Origin of the sequence: Aciditerrimonas ferrireducens (genome assembly GCF_023130475.1) — a bacterium.
GTDB lineage: Bacteria > Actinomycetota > Acidimicrobiia > Acidimicrobiales > UBA8190 > Aciditerrimonas > Aciditerrimonas ferrireducens.
Genome location: NZ_JAKHEX010000001.1, coordinates 183054 through 199250, shown reverse-complemented (window position 1 = coordinate 199250; position 16197 = coordinate 183054). Strand labels below are relative to the sequence as shown.

The 16197-nt window shown below is 72.0% G+C and carries 11 protein-coding genes and 1 pseudogene; 6 read left to right on the top strand and 6 right to left on the bottom strand.

Annotation, left to right across the window (positions count from 1 at the left end):
* Nucleotides 1–41: 41 nt before the first annotated feature.
* A complete protein-coding gene (locus Acit_RS00930) occupies nucleotides 42–2057 on the bottom strand; it encodes a glycosyltransferase family 2 protein (protein WP_248105059.1) in 2016 nt (671 codons plus the stop codon).
* 356 nt (nucleotides 2058–2413) lie between these two features.
* Between Acit_RS00930 and Acit_RS00925 the strand changes: the two genes are divergently transcribed.
* A complete protein-coding gene (locus Acit_RS00925) occupies nucleotides 2414–3388 on the top strand; it encodes a transglycosylase family protein (RefSeq protein ID WP_248105058.1) in 975 nt (324 codons plus the stop codon).
* Here Acit_RS00925 and Acit_RS00920 read toward each other — a convergent pair.
* Nucleotides 3385–4641, bottom strand: coding sequence for a methylated-DNA--[protein]-cysteine S-methyltransferase (locus tag Acit_RS00920; protein WP_248105057.1), 1257 nt, complete (start codon nucleotides 4639–4641; stop codon nucleotides 3385–3387). The genes Acit_RS00925 and Acit_RS00920 overlap by 4 nt on opposite strands.
* A gap of 205 nt (nucleotides 4642–4846) precedes the next feature.
* Here Acit_RS00920 and Acit_RS13785 point away from each other — a divergent pair.
* A pseudogene (locus Acit_RS13785) lies at nucleotides 4847–5377 on the top strand (RNA polymerase sigma factor); the annotation flags it as partial.
* 677 nt (nucleotides 5378–6054) lie between these two features.
* Here Acit_RS13785 and Acit_RS00910 read toward each other — a convergent pair.
* Entirely contained in the window at nucleotides 6055–7089 is a 1035-nt protein-coding gene (locus tag Acit_RS00910; protein ID WP_248105054.1) for a hypothetical protein, read from the bottom strand.
* Between the two features lie 73 nt (nucleotides 7090–7162).
* Between Acit_RS00910 and Acit_RS00905 the strand changes: the two genes are divergently transcribed.
* Nucleotides 7163–8152, top strand: coding sequence for a hypothetical protein (locus tag Acit_RS00905; protein ID WP_248105052.1), 990 nt, complete (start codon nucleotides 7163–7165; stop codon nucleotides 8150–8152).
* Here Acit_RS00905 and Acit_RS00900 read toward each other — a convergent pair.
* The gene (locus tag Acit_RS00900) at nucleotides 8033–8971 is read right to left on the bottom strand and encodes a cytochrome c biogenesis CcdA family protein (protein WP_248105051.1); all 939 of its coding nucleotides are present in this window, start codon (nucleotides 8969–8971) and stop codon (nucleotides 8033–8035) included. The two genes, Acit_RS00905 and Acit_RS00900, sit on opposite strands and share 120 nt — an antisense overlap.
* A gap of 282 nt (nucleotides 8972–9253) precedes the next feature.
* On the opposite strand from Acit_RS00900, the gene Acit_RS00895 reads away from it, so the two are divergent.
* The gene (locus tag Acit_RS00895; RefSeq protein WP_248105050.1) at nucleotides 9254–11389 is read left to right on the top strand and encodes an alpha-ketoacid dehydrogenase subunit alpha/beta; all 2136 of its coding nucleotides are present in this window, start codon (nucleotides 9254–9256) and stop codon (nucleotides 11387–11389) included.
* A gap of 57 nt (nucleotides 11390–11446) precedes the next feature.
* On the opposite strand, the gene Acit_RS00890 is transcribed toward Acit_RS00895, so the two are convergent.
* The gene (locus tag Acit_RS00890; protein ID WP_248105049.1) at nucleotides 11447–12724 is read right to left on the bottom strand and encodes a hypothetical protein; all 1278 of its coding nucleotides are present in this window, start codon (nucleotides 12722–12724) and stop codon (nucleotides 11447–11449) included.
* Nucleotides 12725–12767: 43 nt separating this feature from the next.
* On the bottom strand, nucleotides 12768–13349 hold the full coding sequence (locus tag Acit_RS00885) for an RNA polymerase sigma factor (protein WP_248105048.1): 582 nt from the start codon (nucleotides 13347–13349) through the stop codon (nucleotides 12768–12770).
* Between the two features lie 308 nt (nucleotides 13350–13657).
* Here Acit_RS00885 and Acit_RS00880 point away from each other — a divergent pair, with 308 nt between their 5' ends.
* Complete coding sequence (locus Acit_RS00880) at nucleotides 13658–15478, top strand: acyl-CoA dehydrogenase family protein (protein WP_248105047.1); 1821 nt, start codon at nucleotides 13658–13660, stop codon at nucleotides 15476–15478.
* A gap of 9 nt (nucleotides 15479–15487) precedes the next feature.
* On the top strand, nucleotides 15488–16180 hold the full coding sequence (locus Acit_RS00875) for a phosphate signaling complex PhoU family protein (RefSeq protein WP_248105046.1): 693 nt from the start codon (nucleotides 15488–15490) through the stop codon (nucleotides 16178–16180).
* The last annotated feature ends 17 nt before the right edge of the window (nucleotides 16181–16197 follow it).

The window sequence follows — 16197 nt, the reverse complement described above, 5'->3', positions numbered from 1 at the left end:
GGGTAGCCGCCAGTGCTGGTGCAGGTACTGCAGCGAGGGGCTCAGGGCAAGCGCGACACGGGTGGTCGGGCCCGGCAAGGGCTTGGGCCGCCAGCGACGACCTTGCCGTTCCCGATGGCCTCGGTACTCGTCGAGTGCTGCTCGAGCCTCTTGAGCAGTCTGCTCCATTGCTCTTCCTCCTCCGAGCGGGCTAGGACGTAGCTGAGATCGAATCGAGAAAGGACCGGGTGGTAGAGGGGATCGGGTTGCAGCACCCTTTCCCCCCAACGCTCGGCGAAACGGGCGAGATCCTCTTCGGCACCGCCAAGGCCCCGGCTCGAGGACTCGACGTGGACGAGCCGCGCCTCGGGAACACAAAGGATTCGGTAGCCAAGGGAAGCGATGCGAAGGCAGTAGTCCACGTCATTGAATCCCACCGCAAGGCTCTCGTCCAACCCACCAGCCTCTTCGAAGACGGACCGGCGCGTCAGAAGGCACGCTCCAGTAACCGCGCTCCAGTTTCGGATCGCGACACCATAACCCAGGTAACCGGGTTGATCAGCTGGCAACCCTCGAAGCACATGTCCCGCAAGTCCGTTCACGCCCAGAACCATGCCGACGTGCTGGAGCCGGCCATCCGGGTAGCACAATTTCGCACCGACAGCCCCAATCTCGGGACGCTGGGCGTGGCCGAGCATCTCGGCCAACCACCCTTGGCTGGCCTCGATGATGTCGTTGTTCAAGAACAGCAAGAAGGACCCGGCTGCCTCCTTCGCCCCGAGGTTCACGAGACGTGACCAGTTGAACACACCGGGGTCGCGCACGGCGCGGATCCGAGGGTCCGAAGTGAGTCGCCGGAGGAGCGCCTCCGTCTCGGGCTCGCTCGACCCGTTGTCGACCAAAACTACCTCGAGCGGTTCGTGGCCCGCACGAGCCACGGTGTGTTCGATGCAACGCTGCAGGAGGGCAGCGCGGTCCCGAAAGGGAACGATCACCGAAACCAGCGGTCGGCCTTGGACGGCCGGTTTCACCCGATAAATTCCGGGGTACTTGGGATGGGGTACGACCTCGCCGGTCACACCACGGCGCCGTAGCGTGTCCTCCAGTGCTCGTTTCCCCGCCACGTATGCCCACGGTTTTGCTTCGGCGCTGAGCGCCGCTGATCCGGGGATCGCTCGCCAGTGATAGAGCACGCGAGAAATGTGTCTGATCTTGCGACATTTCTCGGAAACTCGCAACCAAAGATCGTAATCCTGACTCCCGTCGAACTCACTCCTTAGCCCTCCAACCTCCTCGACCAGCGATCGTCGGGCTACGACGAGATGCGAGAAGTAGCACATGGAGAGGAGCAGCTCAGGCGCCCAATCGGGCTTAAACTGGGGACCGAACCGTCGGCCAACACGATCGATCTTGTCATCGTCAGTATAGACGAGGTCGACCTCGTCGTCGGCAGCGATCGCCTCGGCCACCACCTCGAGCGCCTCAGGCGCGAGCTCATCGTCTTGGTCCAGAAAAGCAACCCAACTACCGGACGCCAGAGTGAGCGCAGTGTTCGTTGCAGTTGAGATCCCTTGGTTCTTCGCGATGGCCGTCCACCGAACGCGGCCAGGATGACGCTGCTGAAAGCGCTCCAGAAAGTCAGTGAGCTCGTCGGAGTTCGATCCATCGTCACAGCAACAGAGCTCCCAGCCCCCGTAGGTTTGCGCCTCGACGGAGCCGAGGGCCCGCTCGAGGAGGTCGAGGTCAGGGTGGTAGAGGGGGACGACCACCGAAATCGTTGGCGCATGATCGACGGAGGGCAACGCCAGCGTTTTTTCGGCCCGCCCTGCCCGAGTTCCCTCCTGCAGGACCCAGAGGGCGTAGCGCTCGTGGTCGCTAAGGGCATCGGGTCCCCACGCAGCGGTCTTCGGATGGGCCCTTCCCTCGGTCTTCGCGGAGATAGCTGCAAGTTCCTCCAATGCGGCCCAAAGCACCGCTGACTGCCGGCCTCGCAGCTCTGCGAACTCCCACGCTTCAACGAGGTCCCTGACAACATCGTCGGCTCGACTGTCGTCCTCCGCGTCCTCGGCGGCTGTCACGCAACCCTCCCTCCGCACCGTCTGCCCACTACTTGAAGGATCCCCGAGTGGTGAACGACCTTGCCAACCAGGGAGATGGTGCTGCTCTCCCTCGATCCTCTGACGCAGGTGCCGGCTCGGAAGACGACCTTCGGGGGTGAGGCCGGACCAGCGACACACTGCAGCACCCGAGACTATCCTGATCGCTTGTGCGCTGGGACCCAGTGGTGCGGTCCGGCTCAGGCTGGTGGCCACGAGGACGGTGCCTCTTCGTCACACTGCTGATCGTTGTGCTCAGCGTCGGCCTGTCCAGGACTAGGCCTTCGGTCACAAATGTCTTGTCGACGCGCCACGACGTCGACCTCGCGAGTGCTTCCATGTCGGATTCGCTCGGGCCGCTCACGAATGACGTCCAGCAGCTCGGCGAGGCCCTCCACCGCTCGGGCCTGGCACTGGCCGCCGACCGCGGCCGGGTCGAGCACCTCGAAGCCGACCTGGCCGACCAGCGGGCCGAACTGGGCCGTCTCAAAGACCGGCTCGCAGCCACCCGCGCCCAGCTCCGCCAGGTAGCGGTCAGGGCCTACGTCACCGGAGCGGGCAGTGCCGGCAGCTTCGGGCCGGTCACCGCACTGCTGGCGAACTCCGAGCTCCAGGCCGCGGCCCGCAGCGAGTACCAGGACCTGGTCGACGGCGACCTGGCCACCGCCGTCGCCCGCTGGCGGGTCGCGCAAGTCGCCGTCGAGCGCCACGAGGCCCGCCTGGACGCCCTCCTGGCAAGCGCCCAGGCGGCCCAAGCGCAGGCCACGGCCCAGGACCAGCAGCTGACGAGCCAGCTCTCCCAGGAGCGCACCCTCTTGGCCCAGGTCCAAGCGGCCGAGGAGGCCGCGGCCCAGCAAGCCGCAGCCCAACAGGCCGCGGCCGCCAGGGCCGCAACCCCGCAGGCTTCGGCACCGAGCCCCCAGCCGACCGGCCAGGGGGCCCCGTTGGCGGTCAGCGCCCAGCTCGTGAGCCCTCCCTCACCGACTCCGCCTGCGCCGACGTCCAGCACCAGCGACCCCTCGTCGGCCACTGGCAGCGGGCCGAGCAGCCTGGCCGAGGACTTGGCGAGGCTCCGGGCGTGCGAGTCGGGCGACGACTACACGGCGAACACGGGCAACGGCTACTACGGCGCCTACCAGTTCTCCCTCCAGACCTGGCAGGCCCTTGGCTACAGCGGTCTCCCCAGTGCCGCCCCTCCCGCCGAGCAGGACCAGGCGGCCGCCAGGTTGGCCGAGACCGCGGGTTGGGGGCAGTGGCCAGTGTGCTCCGCCCTCCTCGGGCTGCAGGGCCGGGCCAGCCCACCGGGCGGTTAGGACGCGTTTCGGCGGCTCGCCTGGCGCCTCGTCTTCGTTGGCGCGTCGAGCAGCTCGGGCCGCTCGGCCAGTCGCCAGAGGTACCAGGAGGCGACCGAGCGGTAGGGCCGCCAGCGTTCCCCGGCCTCGGCCAGCTCGGCCGCCGTCGCCGGCCTGGCCGCCGGACCCCCGCGCAGGACCCCCAGGCCCCGCCGCAGGCCGTAGTCGTCGGTCGCCAGGACGTCCAGCCGCCCGAGACCGAAGAGCAGGACCATCTCGGCGGTCCAGCGACCCACCCCCCGGAAGCCGCAGAGGTGTTCGATCACCGCCTGGTCGGCCATGGTCCGCAGCTCGGCCATGGCGAGCAGCGCCCCCGATCGGGCAGCCTCGGCCAACCCCCCGAGGGCGGCCCGCTTGGCCCCGGAGAGGCCGACGCCGGCAAGCCGGTCCTCGGCAACCCGCAGGTACCGCTCCGCGGGCGAACCGGTCTCGACTGCCCCGAGGGCAGCCTCCAGGCGGGCCCGCACCGCCCGCACCGCCGGCCCGGCCAGCTGCTGGGCCACCACGGCCCGGGCCAGCGCCGACCAGGTGTCCTGAGCCCCGTCGGGCACCCACTGGCAGGGGCCCACCGCGGCCATGAGCCGGCCGAGGGCCGGATCGGCGGCCCCCAGCCGCTCCCGAGCGCTCGCCAGCACCCTCCGCCACGCCTCCGGGTCGCCCAGGGCTGCGGCCCCGGCCTCGAGTGCCAGCAGGCGTGCCTTCAGGTGCACCCCGCCGGGCCCCGAATAGCCCCCGAGCTGGCCGTCGCTCCGGAGCACCCGGTGGCAGGGCACGAGCACCGGCCAGGGGTTGGCGGCCAGGGCCCGTCCCACGGCACGGGCCGCCCCCGGCGCACCGATCGCCGCCGCCACCTTTCCGTAGCTGGCGGTCGTCCCGGCAGGAACCTGCCCCAAGGCTCGGAGCACCCGCTCGGTGAACAGGCTGACGACCGTCCAGTCCAGCGGCGGGTCCTCCGTCCGGGGCGTCGCGCCGTCCAGCTGGGCGGCGACGGCAGCGGCGGCCGGCTCGACCCAGCTCGGGACGATCCTCCGGTCGAACGCCACCACTCCGGCGTCCCCGGCTCGGCCTCCCCGGCCGGGTCGCCCGGGGTCACTCGGCGTTCCAGTGCCTCCCCCGACCCGCTCGGACCCGAGGACCACGCCCTGCAGCCCCCGGTCCCCCACCAGCAGGACCCCGGGCCCCACACTGGTCTCGAAGGGCCAACGCCTTAGCATCGGAGATCACCTGTGGTCATCCTCCGGGCTCGAACGCTCAGCACCGGCCTCATCGATTCCTGGCCGCGAAGCCGTTCCGCACCTTACTGCCACGCCACTCGTTGTCGATGAGACTAACATCACCGTGACACCCACGAATGGGTCCGAGGTGCCAGCACGAGCAGACGCGGCCCGCACAGAGCGGCAGGGACGGAGAGCGGCGAGCATGGTCCTCATTGCGAGTCCAACCGGTCAGGCCGGTCGCAACGACGCCGACGACCCAGACCTCGCTGATCGACTGCTCATCGAAGCCCATCGAGCTGGAGACCCCTCTGCTCTGGGAGACCTGGTTCGACGGCACTACAGCAGTCTCTACCACCAGGCCCGGCGCCTTCTCCTTGGGCGCGAGGAAGCCGAGGACGCTGTCCAGGAAACCTTTCTCCGCGCTCTCCGGGCCCTCGATCACTTCGGCCAGGACGGCACGTGGCGCCTTGGCGCATGGCTGCACCGAATTCTGGTCCACGTCTGCAACGACATGGCCATGCAGCGCGCAAGGAACACCTCGTGGAGCACAAATCATTCTCTTCTCGATCAACCCGCTTCCCTCACCGACCCCAGCGAGTCCGTTGGCGACCCGGTCAAGCTGGCGATGGTTCGCGAGGCGCTCGCGACCCTGCCGGAAGCCCAGCGGCTGGCCTTCCAACTGAGAGCGCTCGATGACCTCTCGTACCGTGCCATCGCCAACCGACTCGGCATCTCGGAGGACAACGCCCGTACGAGGGTGCAACGAGCCCGGAACAACCTGCGTCGTCGACTCGGTCATGTCGGAGCCCTCGGAACGCTCGTTCTGACAGCGCCACGCCGAGCAGGCGGTCTGCTTCTGCGAGCGCTCCACCTGCTTCACCGACCCCCGAGCGGGTGCCCCGGTGGGAGTCCTGGAGGCCGCTCGTCCGTAGTAGCGGGACATGTCGTGGCGCAGTCGGCCTCATGCGTTGGTGGGGGACAAGCTTCACTGGTCGGCACCGCAGCTCCGATCGCCTCGAACGCCAGTGCAGGCTGGTCACCGTTCATTGCCCAGGTCATGGCCTCGCCGACTGTGCAGTCCGCAGTCGGCGCCCTCTCGGCCGCAACCCCGGGGAAGGGCTCCTTGCTGGTCGGACTCGCCGCAACCCTTGCCTCGGCCTCCGTCCTCGTCATGCCCGCACGCCCGGCACGGCCCGCTCGCTCTACCGAGGGATCTCGAGCACCAGTGTCGTCACGGCCTGTGGTCACTGGATCCGAGGACCCTTCGCTGCACGCCACACCGCCCTCGCCAGGCAGCTCGTCGTCGGGGAACCCATCACCGAATGACAATCCCCTGATCTCCCCGGGATCGCCCTCGGGAGGACAACAGTCGTCGTCCGCAAGCGGGAGCGCTCTGGCCAGCTCGTCGACTCAGTGGCTCAGCGATGCACCAGCGTGGGTTCTGCTTGCTGCCGAAGGGACCGGCACTAATTCCACGACGTCACCGTCGACCGCCCAGACCCTCGGGTCAAGCAACCAGGCCAACGGCCTTCGGGCCCACCAGGCCACAGCCGGGGAACGCCAAGTCGCGGACACAACGACCTCGGGAACGAGCGCATCGGCTGCTTCGGCCGGATCCGGGACCACTGCTCCTCCGGCACCCGAGACCGGGGGCAGGGCGACGTCAGACGCTCTGCCTCCGGGTCGCTGCGGTGACGTCCCCGGATTCACCCTCGCCACCACCCCAACGGTCACACCGGCGATCCAATCCGGCGAACTCGACGAGTGGGTGCAGACCACCCCGGCCAATCTCACGTCGGTCGGCACCCAACCGACGTTCTCGACTGTCGGCTGGTTCGGCACCTCACCGACTTTGAGTGCAGTAAGCAATACGCTAATCGTCGACGCAGGAACGTGCTTTCGCCAGGGAGGCGGTCTCTTGGCGGTCGACCTCACTGGACCCGATGGCGACGTCGTCCAGCTTGTTGGGACCCTGGTTGGGACCGTCGGGAACGATTCGACAACCCCTCCTAGTGAACCCGGTACCCCTGCTCTCCAAGGAACGTTCCTGTTCCGAGGCTCTGTCGTCCAAGTCGGGGGTACGTTCGTGACCGGGCAGCCTTCTTTGCCCTGGGATCTCAGCCCGTCATTTGTCGCCCAACTGAGCCTTCGAGAACCGGCCAACACCGCTCGGCTCACGATCGTGTTCGTCCAGAACCAATCCTCTGGCGTCGCTTCCGACGTTTCGACCACCTTGAGCACCAGCACCACCTCGAGCACCAGCACCACCTCGAGCACCAGCACCACCTCGAGCACCAGCACCACCTCGAGCACCAGCACCACCTCGAGCACCAGCACCACCTTGAGCACCAGCACCACCTTGAGCACCAGCACCACCTTGAGCACCAGCACCACCTCGAGCACCAGCACCACCTCGAGCACCAGCACCACCTCGAGCACCAGCACCCACCTGGCTTCGAACAGCCCCTGACCCCCGCCCAGCGCCCCGCTGCGCACCGGGCTCGCTACCCTCCCAAGCATGGACGTGCCGCTCCGCAGCGTCGTCGAGGGGTACCTCCAGCACCTGACGGACGCCGACCTGGCCCTGCTGGCCGAGACCCGAGCCCTGGCCGGGACCGGGTCGAAGGACGTCGGCAGCCTCCGCCGGGTCCTGCGTCAGGAACCCAGGCGGCTCCTCGAGGCCCTCGGGGACCCCTCGCTCGCCCAGCTGGTCCTCGGTCCCCAGCCGGCTACGCCCGAGGACGGTCCGCCGGCGTCGCGCCCTGGCGACCCCCCCGGCCAGGCCCTGCCCCTCGGGGCCGAGCCTTTCGCTGCCTGCTCGCCCTTCGCGGTCTTCGCGGTGGCCCTCGAGCAGGTGGCGCAGAGCCTCCAACGGGCCAGCTTCACCTGGGAATGGCTGGGCCCCCGCCACCGTGCCCCGGTCTTCGATGTCGAGCCCCTCCGTCAGCTCCTGGCCGACCCCGCCCACCGACTCTTCTTGGCCGAGCTCCTGGCGTCCTACACCCACGTCGCCAGTGGCGCCGTCTGGGTGGCCACCCGCCGGGGCCTCCGCCGCCGCCGCTTCTCCGAGCTCGACCCGGTGCGGATGGCCGAGCTCGTGGCCCTGGCCCCGCCGGCTGAGCGTCCCGGGGTGCTCAGACGCCTCGGCGACCTGGCCCTCTTCTCCACCGGGGTCTTCCCCGACGCCGTCGCCCGCCGGGGCTTCTCGCCCCTCGACGCCGAGCGCCTGGCCCGCCTGACCGGAGCCCGGCTCGGCGACACCGCCAACGCCCCCACCTTGGCCGGCCTGCCGGGCATGGGCGACGCCAGCGCCGTGGCCCTCCTCGAGGAGATCGGCCGCCGCGCCTACCGGGCGGCCCTGGCGAGCGTGCCGGAGCCCCTCACCCGCTCACTGCGGGTCCTCGCCACCGTGGCCGACCGCTTCGACGACGCCCGCCGGGTGCTGGCCACGGTCACCGACCGCTACCTCTTCCCGCACCGGGATCGCTGGTTCGGTCTGGCGGGCTGAGCCACCCCGCACGAGGAGGGCCAAGAGGGCCAGGGCCACCAGCACCACGAGCCCGGCCCCCACCGGCCGGACCGCCCCCGAGAGCCAGGCCACTAGGGTCGACTGGACCCGCTCGACCGCCCGGACCAGCCCCGGCACGGTCCGCCCGTCGGCCTCGAAGCTCGCCCAGTAGTAGACGAGGTAGGCGCCGACCGCCACCAGCACCACCCCCACCAGCCGCTGCAGCAGGGGCCCGAGCCGCCGGACCCGCCGCAGGGTCGGGGCACCCAGGTGGGCCACCACCAACGCGGCGACCGCCAGCAGCAGGCCCATGCCGAGGGCGTAGGCCAGGAAGTCGGCCACCCCCTGGGCCACGCCCCGCTGGGCCACCGTGCCGGTCACCCCGGCCACGAACACCGGCAAGGCGCAGGAGAGGGAGGCCACGGCGTAGGCAACCCCGAAGAGCACCATCTGGGACCACCGGCCCCGGGCCCGGCCGACCGGCACCACCGGCACGGTCACCTTGAGGGGCCGGCCCGCGGCGGTCAGGGCCCCGACGGCCACGAGCAGCAGGCCGAAGGGGATCATGGCCCAGGGCACCCAGCCCAGCACCACGTGGACCCCCCCGGCGACCAGGGCTCCGAGGGGCAGGAGGACCGCCAGGAAACCCAGGGTCACCGCCGCCCCGGCGGCCAGGGCCCGGCCGGTTCGGGCCGTCCAGGTCCCGCCGGCCCCACCGTCCACGAACCCGGTCAGGTAGGCGGGGAGCAGCGGGAAGCCGCAGGGGTTCAAAGCGGCTACCAGCCCCAGGCTGAAGGCGTAGAGCAGCGACGCGCTCATCGCCCCGCGCCCCTCCCCCGCTGCACACCACTGTCCGGGGAGCAGGGGGCCGGCCAGCACCGCTTCAGCACGGCCGGGACCTCCATGGACAGGCCTCCTGCGGGTCGACGAGAGCTCGGTGACGGCCGCCCCCCACTATGGGGGTCGGTCACCGAGATGGTCAAGCTGCCCCGAACCCCGGCTCCCGCCGGTCCCCACCCCCGCGGGCTAGCCTCGGTCCCAGGGGCACCCCGGCAACCCGGCCGCCGGGGGCCGAGGATGCCGAGGGGGAGGGGGTGGGCCATGGTGATCGCCCCGGACCAGGTCGCCGACCCGCTAGCCGGCTTTCCGGTCCAAGAGCTCCTGGAGGACTTCGCGACCTGCTGCCGTTCCCGGGCGCTCGACGACCGGGAGATCCTGCTCCAGAAGCAGAGCAAGGTCTTCTTCCAGATCTCCGGGGCCGGCCACGAGGTCCTCCTGACCGCCGTGGCCCGGGCGCTCCGACCCGGCTCGGACTGGTTCTTCCCCTACTACCGCGACCGGGCGCTCGTGCTGGCCCTCGGGGTCAGCCCGCTCGACCTGCTCCTCCAGGCGGTCGGCTCCGCCCTCGACCCGGCCTCGGGGGGCCGGCAGATGCCCTGCCACTTCGGGGACCGGGCCCGCCACATCGTCAGCCAGTCGAGCCCGACCGGCAGCCAGTGCCTGCCGGCCGTCGGCTGCGCCGAGGCCGGCCGCTACCTCGTCCGGCGACCCGAGCTCCTCGCCGCCGGCCTCCACGCCGCCGGGGACGAGGTCGTCTACGTGTCCCTCGGCGACGGGGCCACCTCCGAAGGCGAGTTCTGGGAGAGCCTGAACACCGCCTGCCGGCTCCATCTCCCCGTCCTCTACCTCGTCGCCGACAACGGCTACGCCATCTCGGTCCGGGCCGCGGATCAGGCCCCGGCCCCGATCTCCGAGCTCGTCCAAGGCTTCCGGGGCCTGGCCGTCAGCCGCTGCGACGGCTGGGACTACGCCGAGTGCCGTCGGACCGCGGCCCAGGCCGTCGCCCGGGTCAGGGCCGGGGAAGGGCCGGGCCTCATCCACGCCCGGGTGACCCGCCCCTACTCCCACTCCTCGGCCGACAGCCAAGCCAAGTACCGCCCGGGGGCCGAGCTGGCCGAGGAGGCCCGCCACGACCCCATCGAGTGCTTCGCCGCCGCCCTCCTCGCTGCCGGCCTGGCCAACGCCGAGCAGCTCGACGCCATCCGCCGCCAGGCACGGGCAGAGGTGGCAGCCGCAGCCGACGCGGCCCTCGCCGCCCCGCGGCCGGACCCGGCGCGAGTCCACCTCCATCTCTTCGCCGAGGGCTCCTCGCCGAGGGCCCCCTCGGCTTCCCCCGTCCCAGCGCCCGCCGCGCCCCCCACAGGCGAGGGCACCGAGCCCCTGGTCCTCGCCGAGGCCATCCGGGCCACCCTCTTCGAGCGCATGGCCGCCGACGAGCGCATCGTGGTCTTCGGGGAGGACGTGGCCGACGCCGACGAGGGCCTCCTGGCGGAGGTCGAGGGCAAGGGCGGGGTCTTCGGGGTCACCCGGGGACTCCAGCGCCGCTTCGGCTCGGCCCGCTGCTACAACACGCCCCTCGCCGAGGCCAACATCGTCGGCCGGGCGGTCGGCCAGGCCCTGCGGGGCCTGCGCCCGGTCGCCGAGATCCAGTTCTTCGACTACCTCTGGCCGGCCATGCAGCAGCTCCGCTCCGAGCTCGCCACCCTCCGGTGGCGCTCCAACGGCGCCTTCGCCTGCCCGGCCGTCATCCGGGTGCCCATCGGCGGCTACTTGAAGGGCGGGGCCATCTGGCACTCCCAAAGCGGCGAGGCGATCCTGGCCCACGTCCCGGGCCTCCGCATCGCCTTCCCTTCCCGGGCCGCTGACGCCGTCGGTCTGCTCCGCAGCGCCCTGACCGGCGAGGACCCCGTGCTCTTCCTCGAGCACAAGCACCTCTACCGCCAGCGGGACTGCGCCGATCCCTTCCCCGAGGCCTCCTGGCAGCTGCCCTTCGGGCAGGCCGCCGTCGTCCGGCCCGGCCAGGACCTCACCATCGTCACCTGGGGGGCCACCGTCCGGCTCTGCCTGGAGGCCGCCCGCCGCCTGGAAGCCGCCGACGAGGCCGACGTGGAGGTCATCGACCTGCGGACCCTCGTGCCCTGGGACCGGGAGCTCGTCGCCGACTCCGTCCGCCGCACCGGCCGGCTCCTCGTCGTCCACGAGGACGTCCTCACCTGCGGATTTGGGGCCGAGGTGGCGGCCTTCGCCGCTCAGGAGTGCTTCTGGTCCCTCGACGCCCCCGTCCGTCGGGTCACCGCCCCTGACCTCTGGGTGCCCTACGCCCCCGAGCTCGAGGCCACCGTCCTCCCGCAGGTGGAGGACATCGTGACGGGAGCCCGGGCCGTCCTGGCCGCCTGAGCGGATCAAGACGGCCCGGCCCCCCAGCCCCCCGATCCCCCGGGGCCGACCCGGTGCTCAGTGGTCCCCGCGCTGCGAGGCGCCGTCGCCCTGGCCCGCCCCGTGGCCCGACTGAGCGGCCGAGCCCGGGGCGCTTGTCCCCGGCTCGCCCGCCGAGCCAGCCGATCCCCCAGCTGACCCGTCGCCGTTCACATTGCCGCTCGGCGCTCCACCGCTGGTCGTCACACCACCTCGCCCGTCAGCTCCCTGCCCGGCGCCCGCCGAGGCGTTCTGGCTCAGCTGGCCGTCGCCGTTCGGCTGGTTGCCGTGCGCCTGACCCTCGCCAGCGCCAGGAGGCGTCGATGCCGGCTGGCCCTGATCGGTCCCGTCAGTTGCGTGCCCACCGGACTGGCCCCGATCCGAGGACTGGCCCTGGTCATGGCTGGTCGAGGGGCCGCTCGACGCAGCGTTGCCGGCCCCACGGTCCTCACCCGGGTGGGTGGCCACGACGGCCTCGCAGTAGTCCGTCACGCTCTCGCCCTGGGCGGCGGCCGCCTGCGCCAGGTTGGCGAAGGGCACCGGCTCGCTGCTCCCCGTGCTGGTCGTGCTCGATCCCCCGGCGCTCGTCCCCGTGCTCGTCGACGAGCTCGCACTGCCCGACGAGCCGGTGCTGCCCGAGGACCCGTGACTAGCGAGGTAGGCGGTGCACAGGCCAAAGGTCGAGGGACCACCGATGGTCGGACCCACACCGCCGCCGACAGTCCCACCCGAGCTCGAGGCTCCGCTGGTCGTGCCCGTCGACGTCGCGCCAGTGCTGGTACTGCCCGTGGCGCCCGATCCCGTGCCGGTACCGCTGCTGCTGCCCGTCCCTGTGGAACCGCTCCCCGTGGGTCCGGTCCCTTCGGTCCCCGATCCGCTGCTGGTTCCACCCGAGCTGCTCCCGGTCCCGCTCGGCAAGCTCAGCCCGATCACCTTGCCGGCGCTGGCCGCCGCCTGCTGCAGGGGTCCGGGCAGGGCGCCGGCGGCCGCCGCGGCGCCGCCGGCCACGACCGCGGTGCCGAGGGCAGCGGCCGCCGCCTTCATGGTGAGGAGCTTCCCGAGCATCGTCTTCCTCCCGCTCGTCGCGGCCGTCCTGGCCGCCTGGGTGCCGACCGATGCCCCTCCCGCCGCCTTCAGGGTCGCCACCATGGCCGAGACCACCTGGTGCTGGCTGGCCAGTTCGGCAGCCTGTCCCGGGGCCTTGGCCGCTTGGACCGTGGCCGCCAGGTGTCGGAGGCCCGGCGGTGCGTCCTCCGGTTGCAGCCGGCCCTCCAACAGGGCCTCGATCGTGGCGTCGTTCAGCGGCGGGAAAGCCATCGCACCAGGGAGATCGCTCCAGCCGGCCATCGCGTTACCGTCCTCACGCCTCTTGCGCCTCCAGGGAGCCGGTCGGCCCGAGGGCCCGGGCGAGCTTCCGCAGGGCCCGGTGCTGAAGGACCCGGATCGCCCCGGGCGAGCGGCCGGTCAGGGCGGCCACTTGCTCCACGCTCAGCCCGGCCACCACCCGCAGCACCACCACCTCCGCAACCTCCTCGCTCAGGTGCTCCGTGAGCGCGGCCACTGCCCGCTGGGCGTCGAGCTCCCCGGCCACCAGGTCCCCGGGGTCCTGCCCCGGGTCGAGCACCAGGGTTCCCGGCTCGTCGCGCGCCGGCCACGGCTCGCTCCGCGGCCGGCGCAGCGCGGCGCGCTGCTCGTCCACGAGCTTCCGGCGGGCGATGGCGAAGAGCCAGGCCCGGAACTCGCTCACCCCGCCCTCGAAGCGGGGAAGCCCCCGAGCGACGGCCAGCCAGGTCTCCTGGGCCAGGTCCTCGGCACCCCCAGGGGACCGCCAGCGCAGGTAGCGGAGGAGGGGCGGCTGGAAGGCCTGGTAGAGGGCGTTGACGCCTGCCTCGTCGCCCTCGCGGGCCGCATCCAGGGCAGCCTCGAGGCCTTCGTCGCCCACCTCGCCTCTATCGGCCAGAACGGGCTGCCGATAGAGCCCAGTGTCACCCCAGTGTCACCGGTGGGCCCGGAAGCCGACAGGGCTGAGGCGACGGTCACCGGACCTCCGTCGGCCCCTCGGCACGGTCGAGCCATCTTCCTCACACAGTTCCAACAACACCCAGGGCAGCGCCGATGACGCTGTCATCGATCCAGCTCCTGCGGTTGCACACAAACTCCACAACGCCGGTCCCAAGCGCAGTCCCCCCGCCCGTTGTGTTACAGCTCTAGTCGAAAGAACTTCGTCAGCGTAATATTGAGGGTATGGCGATGCACGACCCGACCACCAGCCCCAGCGGGACCCCCTTCAGCACCGAGGCCCGTCGCCGGCGCTACGACAGCCAGCGCTACCGGGGCGCGGTCGGACGGAACTGGTACGACTGCGACCCGACCCTGCAGTTCCTCATGGCCCAGTACCTCCAGCCGGCGCAGCTGGCCTGGGCCGAGCCCCGGCTGCGGGAGCTCGGCGGGCTGATGGGCGGCCCGATCGCCGCCCGGGCGGAGGAGACCGACCGGAACCCGCCGCAGCTGCGGCGCTACGACCGCTGGGGCCACGACGTGAGCGAGGTGGTCCTGCCGCCGAGCTTCCTGGCGAACCGGGCCGACCTCCACCGCCTGAACTTCACCTCGCCGGCCTTCGCCGCCGAGGCCGCCCAGGCAGGGGTCGACCCCGAGCCCTTGGCGGCGGCCTGGACCTACCTCCTGAACCAGGCCGAGATCGGCATGACCTGCGCGCTCGGCACCGGGGGCGACATGGTCCTGCGCATGGCCGAGGCCTACGCCCCGCCCGAGGTCCGGGCGAGGGTGGCCGAGCTGTTCCCCCACGGGGGCTTCTCCGGCGAGGCGGCGCAGATGTTCACCGAGCGGACCGGCGGGTCGGACCTCGGGGAGCTGGAGACGACGGCCACCCCCGACGGCCAGGGCGGCTGGCGGCTCGACGGGGTGAAGTGGTTCGTCTCGAACGTCCAGGCGGGGGCCATGATCGCCCTGGCCAAGGTGGCCGGCGGGCCTGACGGCACCCGGGGGGTCGCCCCCTTCCTCGTCCTCCGCCAGCGCCTGGACGGCACCCCGAACGGGATTCGGATCCGGCGCCTCAAGGACAAGCTGGGGACCCGGGCGGTGCCCTCGGGCGAGGTCGAGCTGGTCGGGGCGGAGGCCTTCCTGCTCGGGCCCGTCCCCGGGGCCGAGGCGGGTGACGCCGGGGCCGAGGGCTCGGCCCGGCGACCCTCGGGCCTGGCCCAGATGATGCGCCTCACGAACGGGGCTCGGCTGGCCATCGCCATGATGGGGGTCGGCTGCGCCCGGCGGGCCCTGGTCGAGGCCCTCTGCTACACCAGCGCCCGGGAGGCCTTCGGCGCGGCTCTCGTCGACCAGCCCCTGGTGCAGCGCAAGCTGGCCGAGCTGGTGGTGGCGGTCGAGGCCGCCCAGGCCCTGACCTTCAGCGGCCTCCTCGGCCCGAAACTGCGCCTGCTCGCCCCCCTGGCGAAGCTCGAGGCGGCACGCCTCGGGGTGACCGCGGCCTCCGACGCCCTGGAGCTCCACGGCGGCAACGGCTACATCGAGGACTGGCCCCTGGCCCGCATCCTGCGGGACGCCCAGGTGAACCCGGTCTGGGAGGGACCCGACAACATCCTCTGCCTGGACGTCCGCCGGGCCATCGAGCGAGAGGACGCCGACCGGCCCCTGCTGGCCTGGGTGACCGAGACCCTGGAGGCGGCGCCGGTTGACCCGGCCCTCCGGCCCGCCCGCGACCTGTTGGCCCAGGGCCTGGCCCGGGCCGAGGCCGCCCTGGCCACCTGGCGACGCCTCGAGGGGCCGGTGGCCGAGGCCCGCCTGTTCCCTCTCGCCACCCTCCTGGCCCGCACCGCGGCCACCGCTGCCTTGGTGGCCCAAGCCACCCTCGAGCTGCAGGGACGGGCCGGGAGCGGGACCCGCAAGGCCCTCGTCGCCCAGCTCTACGCCCGCCGGATGCTCCAGCCGGCCGACCCTCTAGCCGAGCTCGAGCAGGAACCCCTGGAGCTGCTCCACTTCAAGGAGCTGCGAGACGGGGCGTTCCTGGACATCTCCGAGGAGGCCCAGGCGGGCCGGTAGCCTGGGGCCGTGAGCCAGGGTGGGACGGCCTCCCAGGGCTTCGTGCCCCGCCTGGCCGGGCCCGAGGGGGGGACGGCCAGCATCGACCGGCGGGTCATCCAGCTCTTCGCCCTGGTCGGCGAAGCGCTGGCCGGGGCCACCCACGCCCTCTTGGCCGGGGACCGGGAGGCTGCCCGGGCGCTGGCGGCGAACGACGCGGCCATCGACGAGCTCTACCGGGAGGTCGAGCGGACCGCCGCCGAGCTGGCCGAGCACAGCGGCTCCCGAGCCGAGCTCCGCTACCTGGTGGCCGTTCTCCGCATGCTGCCCGAGCTCGAACGCTCCGGCGACCTCGCCGAGCACGTGGCCAGCCGGGCGGTCCGGGGACTCGGGGTGGAGCTCACCCCCCGGGCCCGGGGCATGATCGAGCAGATGGGCGAGGTGGCCTGCCGCATGTGGCAGGCCACGGCCGACGCCTACGCCGATCGGGACGCCACCACCGTCGAGCGGGTCGAACGGCTCGACGACGACCTCGACGAGCTCCACGTCCTGTTGACCGCGGAGATCGCCAGCGGCTCCCTGCCCATCCCGGTGGCCGTCGAAGCCGCCTTGGTGGCCCGGTTCTACGAGCGCCTCGGGGACCACGCCGTGAACCTGGCCCGCCGAGTGGCCTCCTTGGGTCCTGCTCACCGAAGCGACCAGCCCCCAGGCGTCCCGAGCTGAATCCACCGCGCCGCAGG